This is a genomic window from Pseudomonas sp. NPDC087697 (genome assembly GCF_044743155.1).
GTDB lineage: Bacteria > Pseudomonadota > Gammaproteobacteria > Pseudomonadales > Pseudomonadaceae > Aquipseudomonas.
Genome location: NZ_JBIUVW010000030.1, coordinates 60,535 through 73,374 on the forward strand (window position 1 = coordinate 60,535; position 12,840 = coordinate 73,374).

A 12,840-nucleotide genomic window follows, 5' to 3' on the forward strand; every position below is an offset into this window, starting at 1 on the left:
CATGCACGGCGAATCTCCAATCAAACGTCGCGAATCCCGCAAGATCTGGGTTGGTTCGGTACCGGTGGGCGGTGATGCGCCTATCGCTGTACAGAGCATGACCAACAGCGACACCAATGACGTTGCCGCCACCGTGGCCCAGATCAATCGTCTGGAAGCTGCTGGCGTCGATATCGTGCGGATTTCCGTTCCGGACATGGACGCCGCTGAAGCCTTCGGTCGAATCAAGCAACTGGTCAAGGTGCCGTTGGTTGCCGACATTCACTTCGACTACAAGATCGCCTTGCGCGTAGCCGAACTGGGTGTCGATTGCCTGCGCATCAACCCCGGCAACATCGGTCGTGAAGACCGTGTGCGCGCGGTGGTCGATGCTGCCCGTGACCGCGGGATTCCGATCCGTATCGGCGTCAACGCCGGTTCCCTGGAAAAAGACCTGCAAAAGAAATATGGCGAGCCAACGCCTGCCGCGCTGGTCGAGTCGGCCCTGCGTCACGTCGAGCACCTTGAACGCCTGAATTTCCAGGACTTCAAGGTCAGCGTGAAGGCCTCCGACGTGTTCATGGCCGTCGAAGCCTATCGTCTGCTGGCCAAGGAAATCGTTCAGCCACTGCACCTGGGCATCACTGAAGCCGGCGGTTTGCGTTCTGGCACAGTGAAATCCGCCGTGGGCCTCGGTATGCTGCTCGCCGAAGGGATTGGCGATACTATTCGCATCTCGTTGGCGGCTGATCCGGTCGAGGAAGTGAAAGTCGGCTACGACATTCTCAAGTCCCTGCACCTGCGTTCCCGTGGCATCAACTTCATCGCCTGCCCGAGCTGCTCGCGGCAGAACTTCGATGTGGTGAAAACCATGAACGAACTGGAAGGGCGTCTCGAGGATCTGCTGGTGCCGCTGGATGTTGCGGTCATCGGTTGCGTGGTCAACGGTCCCGGCGAAGCCAAAGAGGCCCACATCGGCCTGACTGGCGGTACGCCGAACCTGATTTACATCGACGGCAAGCCGGCGCAGAAATTGACGAATGACAATCTGGTGGATGAGCTGGAACGGCTGATCCGCCAGAAAGCGGCCGAAAAGGTCGAAGCCGACGCGGCAGTTATCGCCCGCGGCTGATCGAACGAATTAAGGAAATTTTGTGAGCAAGTCTCTGCAAGCCATTCGTGGCATGAACGACATCCTGCCCGAACAGACCCCTCTGTGGCGTCATTTCGAGGGCACCGTTTCGCGTCTGCTGGATAACTACGGTTACAAGCAGATTCGTATGCCGATCGTCGAGTTCACCGAGCTGTTCAAACGCTCCATCGGTGAAGTGACCGACATCGTCGAAAAAGAGATGTACACCTTCGACGACCGTAACGGCGACTCGCTGACCCTGCGCCCTGAGGGCACAGCGGCGTGCGTGCGTGCAGTGCTTGAGCACGGCATCACTGGCGGTGGCCAGGTGCAGAAACTCTGGTACATCGGCCCGATGTTCCGCCATGAGCGTCCGCAAAAAGGCCGTTATCGCCAGTTCCACCAGATTGGTTGCGAGGTTTTCAACCTCGATGGTCCAGACATCGACGCCGAACTGATCGTGCTGACCTGGCGCCTGTGGGGCGAGTTGGGCATCCGTGACGCGGTCAAGCTCGAACTCAACAGCCTGGGCACCAGTGAATCTCGCGGTCGTTATCGCGATGCACTGGTCGAGTATCTGACGGCACGTCTGGACCAACTGGACGAAGACAGCCAGCGCCGTCTGAAAACCAACCCGCTGCGGGTGCTTGATACCAAGAACGCCGATACCCAGGCGGCCTTGCTCGATGCGCCGAAGATGGCTGACTACCTCGACGAAGAGTCCCGCACTCACTTCGAGGGCCTCAAGGCTCGTCTGGACGCCGCCGGCATTCCTTACGTGATCAACCCGAAGCTGGTGCGCGGGCTGGATTACTACAGCAAAACCGTATTCGAATGGGTCACCGACAAACTCGGCGCCCAGGGCACTGTCTGCGCGGGTGGCCGTTACGACGGTCTGGTCGAGCAGATGGGCGGCAAGCCGACTCCGGGCGTTGGTTTCGCCATGGGTATCGAGCGCCTGGTGCTGTTGCTCGAAACCCTGGAGCAGATCCCGGAAGAAATCTCCCGGCAGGTCGATGTCTACCTCTGCGCCTTCGGTGAAGCCGCCGAGTTGGCAGCGCTGACACTGAGCGAACGGGTTCGTGATCAGCTGCCAAACCTGCGTCTGCAGATCAATGCCGGCGCAGGCAGCTTCAAAAGTCAGTTCAAGAAGGCCGACAAGAGCGGTGCGCTGTACGCATTGATCCTCGGTGACGACGAAATGGCCCAGCAAGTGGTAGGTTTCAAACCCCTGCGTGGCCAGGGCGAACAACAAAGCATTGCCTGGGATGCGCTTGCCGCTCACCTGGCCACCTGCGTCGTGCAGGGTTGAAGCTGTCAAACAGCCGATTTAGCGAATAAGGAGTATTGGGGTGTCGAGTACCGAAGACGAACATCTGGCGGAATTCAAAGACTGGTGGCAGCGTAACGGCAAACCTCTAGTGACCGGCGGCCTGTTGGCACTGGTCATCGTGTTCGGCTGGCAGGCGTTTCACAAGTATCAGAGCAATCAGTCGCAAGGCGCCTCGATGCTCTATCAGCAACTGCTGGAAACCACACTGACCCCGGACGGTAAGCCTGACCCGGCCCGTGTAGCGGACCTCGCCAACAAGCTCAAGAGCGAGTTCGGTGGCACTGCTTACGCACAATACGGCAGCCTGTTCGTGGCGAAAGTCGCGGTCGACAGCGGCAAGCTGGATGATGCTGCAAGCGAGCTCAAGGCTGTGACTGACAAACCCGCCAACCCGGCTCTGGGCGAAGTGGCGCGTCAACGTCTGGCTCAGGTTCTGGCCGCACAGAACAAGGTCGACGAAGCGCTGAAACTGCTCGAAGGTGATGCCGACAAGGCATTCCTGGCCACTCGCGAAGAACTCAAGGGTGACCTGCTGGTCCAGTTGGGTCGTACCGACGAAGCCCATGCTGCTTATCAAAAAGCCAAGGCTGCGCTGTCGGATGAAGCGGCGGTCGGTGGCTTACAAATCAAGCTGGACGACCTTGCCAAAGGGGATGCGTGACGTGATCCGTTGGAAACATGCAGCATTGCTGGCTCTCGCCATTCTGGCCACGGGTTGCAGCAGCAACAGCAAAAAAGAACTGCCGCCGGCTGAGTTGGTCGACTTCAAAGAAGAAGTGGTCCTGCAAAAGCAGTGGAGCCGTTCGATCGGTAACGGTCAGGGCGAAATCTACAACATGCTGGTGCCAGGCATCGATGGCAACACCCTCTATGCTGCCGACTCCAAAGGCATCGTGATGGCGCTGGATCGTATGAACGGCGACGTCAAATGGAAGAAAGATCTCGAACTGCCTGTGTCCGGCGCCGTTGGTGTGGGTTACGGTCTGGTCATGATCGGTACGCTCAAAGGCGAAGTGGTTGCCCTGGATGCAAGCTCCGGTGAAGAGAAATGGCGCGCTCGCGTGTCCAGCGAAGTGCTCGCACCGCCTGCAAACAACGGTGACGTGGTGGTGGTGCAGACTCAGGGCGATCATCTGATCGGTCTGGATGCTGCCACCGGCAACCAGCGCTGGTTGTATGACAGCACTCCTGCGGTACTGACTCTGCGCGGCACCAGTGCGCCGGTCGTTACCAATCATCTGGCGCTTGCCGGTCTGTCGACGGGTAAAGTGGTCGCTCTGGATATCTCCAACGGCGTGCCGGTCTGGGAGCAGCGCATTGCGATTCCACAGGGTCGCTCGGAGCTGGAGCGTGTAGTCGATATCGACGGTGGCTTGCTGCTGTCCGGCGACAAGATCTACGTGGCCAGCTATCAGGGGCGTGTTGCGGCCCTGGACCTGCAAAGCGGTCGTCAGCTCTGGCAGCGTGATGCTTCCAGCTATGCCGGTGTCGCCCAAGGTTTCGGCAGCGTCTATGTGAGCCTCGCTTCGGGTAGCATTGAAGGCATCGACGAGCGTTCTACCACAGCGTTGTGGACTAACGACTCGCTGGCCCGCCGTCAACTGACGGCACCGGAAGTGTTCTCCAGCTACGTTGCAGTCGGTGACCTGGAAGGTTACCTGCACCTGCTGAGTCAGGTGGACGGTCGTTTCGTCGGCCGTGAACGCATCGACAGCGACGGCCTGCGTGTCCGTCCGCTGGTGGTGGGTGACATGATTTACGTGTTTGGCAACAGTGGCAAACTGGAAGCCCTGACCATCAAGTAATGGTTTGACTATGCTTGGGGTTAATTCTCCAAGCGGCCTTGCTCTGCAAGGCTTGCGGCACATCAAGTGCTGCCCCGAGCACCAGCCGCTGCCTCGCAGCGGCTTTTGTATTTTCTGAAATAACGAAGTGGAGAGCCGCATGGTTCCCGTAATCGCCCTGGTGGGCCGACCGAACGTCGGCAAGTCCACCTTGTTCAACCGCCTGACCAGGACTCGTGACGCCATCGTCGGCGACTTGTCCGGTCTGACCCGTGATCGCCAATACGGTGAGGCCAAGTGGCAAGGGCGTTCCTACATTTTGGTCGACACCGGCGGTATCTCCGGTGACGAACACGGTATGGACGAAAAAATGGCCGAGCAGTCGCTGCTGGCCATTGAAGAAGCGGATGTCGTTCTGTTCCTGGTGGATGCCAAAGCCGGTTTCACCGCGGCCGACCAGATGATCGCCGAACACTTGCGCAAGCGTAACAAGCGTTCTTATGTGGTTGCCAACAAGGTCGACAACATCGACCCTGAAATGGCCCGCGCCGAGTTCGCCCCGCTGGGCATGGGGCACGCGATCCCGATCGCCGGTGCCCACGGTCGTGGCATCACCCAGATGCTGGAAATCGCCCTGAGCGACTTCCCTAAAGACGATGAAGAGCCGGAAGACGGCGAAGAAGAGATCGTTGCCGAAGGCGAGGAAGCCAAGCGCATTCCTGGCCCGAGCGAAAAAGACGGTATCAAGATCGCTATCATCGGCCGTCCGAACGTCGGCAAGTCGACCCTGGTCAACCGCATGCTCGGTGAAGACCGGGTGATCGTGTATGACCAGCCAGGCACCACCCGCGACAGCATTTACATCCCGTTCGAGCGTAACGACGAGAAGTACACGCTGATTGATACCGCGGGTGTGCGCAAGCGCGGCAAGATCCACGAAGAAGTCGAAAAGTTCTCCGTGGTCAAAACCCTGCAAGCGATCAAAGACGCCAACGTGGTGATCTTCGTGATGGACGCCCGCGAAGGCGTGGTGGACCACGACCTCAACCTGCTGGGCTTTGCCCTGGAAGCGGGTCGTGCGTTGGTGATCGCGATCAACAAGTGGGATGGCATGACGCCGAGCGAGCGCGACTTCGTGAAGGTCGAGCTGCAACGTCGGCTGTTCTTCGTCGACTTCGCCGACATCCACTTCATCTCGGCCCTGCACGGTACTGGCGTGGGCAACCTCTACGCGTCGGTGCAGAACTCGTTCAAGTCCGCGGTCACCCGCTGGCCGACCAACCGCCTGACCCAGATTCTCGAAGATGCGGTCGGTGAGCACGCGCCGCCGATGGTCAACAACCGCCGGATCAAGCTGCGTTATGCCCACTTGGGTGGCGCGAACCCGCCGATCATCGTGATCCACGGTAATCAGGTCGAGAAGGTTCCAAAGTCTTACGTCCGTTACCTGGAAAACACCTACCGTCGCGTCTTGAAGCTGGTCGGTACGCCGATCCGCATCGAGTTCAAAGGTGGTGAGAACCCGTACGAAGGCAACAAGAACACGCTCACCGACCGTCAGGTCAACAAGAAGCGCCGCTTGATGACACACCACAAGAAAGCCGACAAGAAGCGCCGCGACAAGCGTTGATTCATGCCTGCCCGCTCTTTTCAGGCGGGCACTTTGTGGCGAGGGAGCTTGCTCCCGCTCGACTGCGCAGCAGTCGCAAGTCAGCCGATGCGTTTTATCTGAACAACCTCGGTTTCAGGTTTTGGGGCCGCTTCGCGGCCCAGCGGGAGCAAGCTCCCTCGCCACAGGTTATGGGCTGGCTGTATTAGAGGAGGGGTGCCTGTTGGCGCCCTTTTTTTATGGCCGGCGTTTGAGCTATCCTCGGGCTCTCCCGCGCCGCCGTTAGAGCCGGGTGTTCAGTAGGGAATCACCGATGATCACCAGCAAGCTGCCGAATGTCGGCATCACTATCTTCACCCAAATGTCTCAGCTCGCGGCACAGACCGGCGCGATCAATCTGTCTCAGGGGTTCCCCGATTTCGATGCTCCGCAAGCCTTGTGCGATGCGGTCGGTCGGCACATCGCCAATGGCCATAACCAGTATTCACCGATGACCGGCCTGCCGGTGCTACGCCAACAAGTGGCAGCGAAGATCGCCCGCAGCTATGGCGTGAGCGTCAATGCCGACACCGAGGTGACCATCACTCCCGGCGCGACTCAGGCGATCTTCAGTGCCATTCAGGCAGTTATCCACAGCGGTGACGAAGTGATCGTCTTCGATCCGGCCTACGACAGTTATGAGCCTTCGGTGGCGCTGGCCGGCGGGCGTTGTGTGCACGTGCCGTTGGGGGGGAAGGATTTCGCCATCGATTTCCAGAAACTCGGCGAAGCGCTGAGCCCCCGTACACGGATGATCATCCTCAACTCGCCGCATAACCCGAGCGGTGCGCTGATCTCGCGCGCCGAGCTGGATCAGTTGGCGGCATTGATCCGCGACCGTGACATTTATGTGATCAGCGACGAGGTGTATGAACACCTGGTGTTCGACGGCGTGCCGCATGTCAGTGTGTTGGCCCATGAAGAGCTGTATCAGCGCGCCTTCGTGGTCAGCTCTTTTGGCAAGACCTACCACGTCACTGGCTGGAAGACCGGCTACGTGGTCGCGCCACCGGCGCTCACGGACGAACTGCGCAAGGTGCATCAATACGTCAGTTTTTGCGGCGTGACCCCGTTGCAGTACGCACTGGCCGACTTCATGGCCGAGCATCCGGAACATGTCGAAGAGTTGCCGGGTTTCTATCAGGCCAAGCGTGATCTGTTCTGTGATTTGCTGCTGCCTTCGCGGTTCAGCTTTACCAAGGTCACCGGGACCTATTTCCAGTTGGTCGACTATTCGCAGATCCGCCCGGACCTGAACGATGTCGACATGGCCATGTGGATGACTCGCGAACATGGCGTGGCGGCAATCCCGATTTCGGTGTTCTACCAGAACCCGCCGCAGGAACAGCGCTTGGTGCGCCTGTGTTTTGCCAAGCGTGAGGAGACGCTGCGTCAGGCAGCGGAAAAACTATGCGCGATCTGACAGTCTTGCCCAATCTGAACGTTGCGTTGATCCAGACCACGTTGGCCTGGCATGACCGTCAGGCCAACCTTGAGCATTTCGAGCAGTTGCTGGAGCAGGCGCGGGGCGCCGACCTGATCATCTTGCCGGAGATGTTCACCACCGGTTTTTCCATGGAGTCACAAACCCTCGCTGAAACGGAAAACGGCCCGACCAGCAAATGGCTGCGAGTGCAGGCCGCCAAACATGACGCGGTGATTACCGGCAGCGTGATTGTCCAGGCCGCCGATGGCAGCCATCGCAATCGGCTGTTGTGGGCGCGGCCGGACGGTGAGGTCTTGCATTACGACAAGCGTCACCTGTTCCGCATGGCCGGCGAGCACAACCATTTCACTCCGGGCGAGCATCAGGTGCAGTTCGAGCTCAAGGGCTGGCGGGTGCGTCCGCTGATCTGCTACGACCTGCGTTTCCCGGTGTGGAGCCGCGATGCACAAGACACCGATTTACTGCTGTACACCGCCAACTGGCCGGGCGCACGGCGTCAGCACTGGAACCGTTTGCTGCCAGCGCGGGCCATCGAGAACCTCTGCTATGTCGCAGCGGTAAACCGGATTGGCACCGACGGTAAGGGCTTTGCCTATACCGGCGACAGCCAGGTGCTGGATTTCCAGGGCGAGACGCTGCTCGGGGCCGGTGAGGCTGACGGGGTGTTTCAGGTCGTTCTGAACGCTGCGGAGTTGGCGGCTTATCGCTCGCGGTTCCCGGCGAATCTGGATGCCGATACCTTCGAGCTCACCTGAGATTTTCGCTGCCTGACAGACCGTCTTCGCGAGCAAGCCCGCTCCCACATTAAACCTGCGTCGTTCATGCAATGTGTGAACTGAAGAAGATCCAATGTGGGAGCGGGCTTGCTCGCGAAGAGGCCATCACAGACAGCACAAAACATGCAGGTACAAAAAAGGCCCCGAGGTTTTCACCTCGGGGCCTTTTGTTTATCGGTGATCGTTACGCCGCTTTCGCTTCCGGCTGGCTCAGGGAGCGGTTCAGCGCGCTGAACAGGGCCTTGAAGCTGGCGGTGGTGATGTTTTCATCGATGCCCACACCATGCACCGCACGCTCGCCGTTCACTCGCAGTTCAATGTAGGCCGCAGCCTTGGCATTGGTGCCTGCGCCGATCGCGTGTTCGTTGTAGTCCATGATTTCCACCGGGATCGGCAGACCGGCCACCAGTGCTTCCAGGGCGCCGTTGCCCTTGCCACGCCAGTGCAGGTTGGTTTCGCCTTGGCCTTTGCTGGAGACTTCCACTTCGACGGCGCTATGACCGTTCTCTTCCTGCAGGCGATGGCTGACCAGTGCGTACGGCGTGTTGGCCTGCAAATACTCGCTGTGAAGCAGCGCGTGGATCTGCTGGGCAGTCATCTCAAGGCCCAGGCGATCAGTCTCGCGTTGTACGACCTGGCTGAACTCGATCTGCATGCGGCGCGGCAAGTTGATGCCGTATTCCTGTTCCAGCAGGTAAGCGATACCGCCCTTGCCGGACTGGCTGTTGACGCGAATCACCGCCTCGTAGCTGCGACCGATGTCGGCCGGGTCGATCGGCAAGTACGGCACTTCCCACAGCTCGTCCGGTTTCTGCTGGGCGAAGCCCTTGCGGATGGCGTCCTGGTGCGAGCCGGAGAACGCGGTGTGAACCAGGTCACCGACGTACGGGTGACGTGGGTGCACCGGAATCTGGTTGCACTCTTCAACGACTTTGCGCACGCCGTCGATGTCGGAGAAATCCAACTCAGGGTCCACACCCTGGGTGTAGAGGTTCAAGGCCACGGTGACCAGGTCGACGTTACCGGTACGCTCGCCGTTGCCGAACAGGCAGCCTTCGACACGGTCGGCGCCGGCCATCAGGCCCAGCTCGGTGGCGGCAACGCCAGTGCCACGGTCGTTGTGGGTGTGCAGGCTGATGATCACGCTGTCACGACGATTGATGTGACGGCCGAACCACTCGATCTGGTCTGCGTAGATGTTCGGAGTGGCGCATTCGACGGTGGCCGGCAGGTTGAGAATCATCTTGTGCGCAGGCGTCGGGTTCCAGACCTCGATCACGGCGTCGCAGACTTCTTTGGCGAATTCCAGCTCAGTGGCACTGAAGGTTTCTGGCGAGTATTCGAAGGTCCACTCGGTTTCAGGCTGCTTGGCTGCGTATTTGACGAACAGCTTGGCGGCGTTCACGGCGATGGCCTTGATCCCGTCCTTGTCCTGGTTGAAGACAATCCGGCGGAAGGAAGGGGAGGTCGCGTTATAGAGGTGAACGATGGCCTTTTTCGCGCCGCGCAGGGATTCGAAAGTCCTTTCGATCAGGTCTTCACGGCCCTGGGTCAGCACCTGAATGGTGGTGTCGTCCGGGATGTGGCCGCCTTCGATCAGGGTACGCACGAAGTCGAAGTCGGTTTGCGAAGCGGCCGGGAAGGAGGCTTCGATTTCTTTCACACCGACGGCGATCAGGGTTTTCCAGAAGCGCAGCTTTTTCACTGCGTCCATTGGCTCGATCAGCGACTGGTTACCGTCGCGCAAGTCGGAGCTGCACCAGATCGGCGCGGCAGTGATGGTCTTCGACGGCCAGGTGCGATCCGGAATATCGATAGTCGGGAAAGCGCGGTATTTCGAAGACGGGTCTTTGAGCATGCTCATCAGGAAATCCTTATGGTTGTGGCCGAAAAGAGGCGGCCTGCCGGTGGATCAAAAATGCGTTGGATAAAGCGTGGGGCGAGGCAGCGCGATTCAGCCTGGCAGTCGTGCGCTGACGAGGCACAGGCTGCGGTGCTGGCGAAGCTGAATGAGGGTGTGAGAAGTTTTCATGTCTTCAACCCTAACCGCGAGGGTGAAAGATGGCAAGCAGTCGAAAAACTTTGAGATAAGTTCTGCTTTAGCGGGATTTTGCGCGATTTTATGGCGCTGAATTTGATATCTGACGGTATTGATTGCGTCGATGTTTGAAGGTCGGCAATCTTGAAATTGTGGGTGATGCTGGAATCGCCATCGCGAGCAAGCTCGCTCCCACACTGGATCTTCGGTGTGCACACAATCTGCGACACACAAGCGATTAACTGTGGGAGCGAGCTTGCTCGCGATGAGGTCATCCGCCTCATCGAGGATTCAAGGCTGGAACGCGCCGATGAAAATCGCCGGGTCCACGCGCGCATCGTTCAGGCTGACGTTCCAGTGCATGTGCGGCCCGGTGGCACGACCGGTGGAGCCGACTTTGCCGACTACGCTACCGCGCGCCAGTTGCTGGCCGACTTTCACGTCGATTTTCGACATGTGGCAGAACATGCTGATAAATCCCTGGCCGTGGTCGACGAATACCGTGTTGCCGTTAAAGAAGTAGTTGCCGATCAGAATCACCTTACCGCTCGCCGGTGTCTTGATCGGCGTGCCAGCCGGCACCGCGAAGTCCAGGCCTGCGTGGGGATTGCGCTCTTCGCCGTTGAAGAACCGGCGCACGCCGAACTTGCTCGACAGCGGACCATTGACCGGTTTGTCCAGCAACAGATTGCTGGGCGTCACCGGACTGAAAGTGCGGTAGGCGTTAATCTGTTCGGCCAGCTCAAAGTCGATGCGCTTCAGATCGTCCGGGTTCGGATTGACCTGACGCTGATTCTTCAGGGTGATGTGCTGTTCCGGGTACTTCTTGTTGCCGACCATGAACGTCAGGTTACGGCCGCCCGCGCTGAGTGCCTGACTGCCGGGTTTGACGGTCAGGGGCACGCCGACAATCGCCAGCCAGTTGTTCTGTTCCTTGACCACCAGCACCGGTTTGCCTTGGTAACTGGCCTTGGGCGCCTGAGCCGAAGTGCCCAGATCGACCACCGCCACACCGCCTGGCACCGGTTTGTTCAGCAGGCGCGTGATGTAGCTGTCGGCGTGGGCGTTGAAGGTCAGGCAAAGCAACAACAGCAGTGCAAGAAAACGCGGCATGGATCAATCCAGTAAAGAAAGGGTGACAGGCGTCAGGTGGTTGTCTTCGACCCGGACCTGCAATTCGCCTTCGCCGAGTCTGGCTTTCAGGCGTTGGCCGTTTTGAGTCTGCGCGGCACTGCGGATCGCGTTGCCGCGTTCATCGAGCAAAATGCTGTAACCACGGGCCAGCGTCGCCAGAGGGCTGACCACGTGCAAGGTTTGCATCTGGGTTTGCAGTTGCAGGCGACGGGCCTTCAGGCCTTCGCGCATTGAGCGCGGCAGGCGCTCGGCGAGGCTGTCGAGGCGCTGGCGAAGCAGCGCCAATTGCCGTCCCGGATGTTGCCCGGCGAGGCGGGTTTCCAGGCGAATCAACCGTTCGCGACGGGTATTGAGGTTGCGTTCGAAAGCCCGGCGCAGGCGCATGTCCAGGTCGTCGAGACGTTGCGCTTGCTGACGCAGGCGTTCGCCGGGATGGCGCAGGCGACGCGAGATACCTTCCAGGCGCAGGCGATCACGCATCAAGCGATCACGGATGCGCATCACCAGGCGTCGATGCAGGCTCTCGACCCGACGCACCAGATCGCTGGAATCCGGTGCCAGCAGTTCAGCGGCGGCCGAGGGTGTCGGTGCGCGGACGTCGGCTACGAAGTCGCTGATCGACACATCGGTTTCATGCCCGACGGCGCTGACAATCGGTGTGATGCAGGCATCCACCGCACGGGCCACGGCTTCTTCGTTGAAGCACCAGAGGTCTTCCAGCGAGCCGCCGCCACGCGCGAGGATCAGCGCATCAAAACCGCGGGCGTCGGCCAGTTTCAGTGCGCGGACAATCTGCGCAGTGGCTTCGCGGCCTTGCACGGCAGTGGGGATCAGGGTCAGCACGACTTGCGGCGCGCGGCGACGGAATACGCTGATGATGTCGCGAATCACCGCGCCGGTCGGCGAACTGATGATGCCGATGCGTTGCGGATGTGCCGGCAGCGGTACTTTACGCTCGGCACTGAACAGGCCTTCGGCGCTGAGTTTTTCCTTTAGCGCATCGAACGCCAGACGAAGCGCACCGTCACCGGCAGGCTCGACGGTGTCGAGAATCAGCTGATAATCGCCACGTCCTTCAAACAGCGAAACCTTGCCCCGAACCTTGACGGCCAGGCCATCCTTCAAGGCCTGACGGACCCGCGCAGCGTTCTGCCGGAAGAGCGCGCAACGCACCTGGGCGCCGCTGTCCTTGAGGGTGAAATAGATGTGGCCGGACGCTGGGCGGGCGAGGTTGGAAATTTCGCCTTCGACCCAGATGTTGCTGAACACGTCTTCGAGCAACACCCGCGCGCGGCCGTTGAGCTGACTGACCGTCAGGACTTCTCGGTCCAGGCCGAGTCTTGCAAAGGGATCTTTAATCATGGGGCGCAGTTTAAAGGCATTCTCCGGATGAATGCACGATCCACCGTAGGAGCTGCCGCAGGCTGCGATCTTTTGATCTTCAGCGATTCCAGATCCACCGAAAATCGAGATCAAAGGATCGCAGCCTGCGGCAGCTCCTTGTATCTCGACTATCGCTCCGTCAGGAGCGATAGTTCTCGACTGATCATCGAGGGAGGGACCTGGAAG

General features: G+C 59.6%; 10 protein-coding genes. 7 read left to right on the top strand and 3 right to left on the bottom strand.

What is annotated here, in order from left to right; all coding sequences use genetic code 11:
• Position 1 precedes the first annotated feature (1 nt).
• The 7 genes from ispG to ACIPIN_RS19510 all read left to right on the top strand — a co-directional run bounded on the left by ispG (position 2) and on the right by ACIPIN_RS19510 (position 8,078).
• Positions 2-1,111: a flavodoxin-dependent (E)-4-hydroxy-3-methylbut-2-enyl-diphosphate synthase gene (gene ispG / locus ACIPIN_RS19480; RefSeq protein WP_401121035.1), complete on the top strand. Its 1,110-nt coding sequence runs from the start codon at positions 2-4 to the stop codon at positions 1,109-1,111.
• Positions 1,112-1,133: 22 nt separating this feature from the next.
• Entirely contained in the window at positions 1,134-2,423 is a 1,290-nt protein-coding gene (gene hisS, locus ACIPIN_RS19485) for a histidine--tRNA ligase (protein ID WP_123425098.1), read from the top strand.
• 40 nt (positions 2,424-2,463) lie between these two features.
• Complete coding sequence (locus ACIPIN_RS19490; RefSeq protein WP_401121037.1) at positions 2,464-3,105, top strand: tetratricopeptide repeat protein; 642 nt, start codon at positions 2,464-2,466, stop codon at positions 3,103-3,105.
• The gene (gene bamB, locus ACIPIN_RS19495; RefSeq protein ID WP_401121040.1) at positions 3,098-4,249 is read left to right on the top strand and encodes an outer membrane protein assembly factor BamB; all 1,152 of its coding nucleotides are present in this window, start codon (positions 3,098-3,100) and stop codon (positions 4,247-4,249) included. Before ACIPIN_RS19490 ends, bamB begins: the two co-directional genes overlap by 8 nt.
• Positions 4,250-4,388: 139 nt before the next feature.
• The gene (der, locus tag ACIPIN_RS19500; protein WP_123425101.1) at positions 4,389-5,858 is read left to right on the top strand and encodes a ribosome biogenesis GTPase Der; all 1,470 of its coding nucleotides are present in this window, start codon (positions 4,389-4,391) and stop codon (positions 5,856-5,858) included.
• Between the two features lie 292 nt (positions 5,859-6,150).
• The gene (locus ACIPIN_RS19505; protein ID WP_401121042.1) at positions 6,151-7,299 is read left to right on the top strand and encodes a pyridoxal phosphate-dependent aminotransferase; all 1,149 of its coding nucleotides are present in this window, start codon (positions 6,151-6,153) and stop codon (positions 7,297-7,299) included.
• Positions 7,287-8,078 (top strand): amidohydrolase, encoded by a 792-nt coding sequence (locus ACIPIN_RS19510; protein WP_401121045.1) that lies wholly within the window; start codon positions 7,287-7,289, stop codon positions 8,076-8,078. Before ACIPIN_RS19505 ends, ACIPIN_RS19510 begins: the two co-directional genes overlap by 13 nt.
• 205 nt (positions 8,079-8,283) lie before the next feature.
• Here ACIPIN_RS19510 and leuA read toward each other — a convergent pair whose 3' ends face one another.
• From leuA to xseA, 3 genes are all read right to left on the bottom strand, one after another.
• Complete coding sequence (gene leuA / locus ACIPIN_RS19515) at positions 8,284-9,963, bottom strand: 2-isopropylmalate synthase (protein ID WP_401121048.1); 1,680 nt, start codon at positions 9,961-9,963, stop codon at positions 8,284-8,286.
• Positions 9,964-10,428: 465 nt separating this feature from the next.
• On the bottom strand, positions 10,429-11,250 hold the full coding sequence (locus ACIPIN_RS19520; RefSeq protein ID WP_401121050.1) for a peptidoglycan DD-metalloendopeptidase family protein: 822 nt from the start codon (positions 11,248-11,250) through the stop codon (positions 10,429-10,431).
• Between the two features lie 3 nt (positions 11,251-11,253).
• Positions 11,254-12,633: an exodeoxyribonuclease VII large subunit gene (gene xseA / locus ACIPIN_RS19525; protein ID WP_401121051.1), complete on the bottom strand. Its 1,380-nt coding sequence runs from the start codon at positions 12,631-12,633 to the stop codon at positions 11,254-11,256.
• Between the last annotated feature and the right edge of the window lie 207 nt (positions 12,634-12,840).

Excerpts from the sequence above, each read along its gene's own strand:
- ACIPIN_RS19510 (WP_401121045.1), top strand. The coding sequence starts at position 7,287 with ATGCGCGATCTGACAGTCTTGCCCAATCTGAACGTTGCGTTGATCCAG.
- ACIPIN_RS19520 (WP_401121050.1), bottom strand. The coding sequence starts at position 11,250 with ATGCCGCGTTTTCTTGCACTGCTGTTGTTGCTTTGCCTGACCTTCAAC.
- ispG (WP_401121035.1), top strand. The coding sequence starts at position 2 with ATGCACGGCGAATCTCCAATCAAACGTCGCGAATCCCGCAAGATCTGG.
- ACIPIN_RS19505 (WP_401121042.1), top strand. The coding sequence starts at position 6,151 with ATGATCACCAGCAAGCTGCCGAATGTCGGCATCACTATCTTCACCCAA.
- xseA (WP_401121051.1), bottom strand. The coding sequence starts at position 12,633 with ATGATTAAAGATCCCTTTGCAAGACTCGGCCTGGACCGAGAAGTCCTG.
- leuA (WP_401121048.1), bottom strand. The coding sequence starts at position 9,963 with ATGAGCATGCTCAAAGACCCGTCTTCGAAATACCGCGCTTTCCCGACT.
- der (WP_123425101.1), top strand. The coding sequence starts at position 4,389 with ATGGTTCCCGTAATCGCCCTGGTGGGCCGACCGAACGTCGGCAAGTCC.
- bamB (WP_401121040.1), top strand. The coding sequence starts at position 3,098 with ATGCGTGACGTGATCCGTTGGAAACATGCAGCATTGCTGGCTCTCGCC.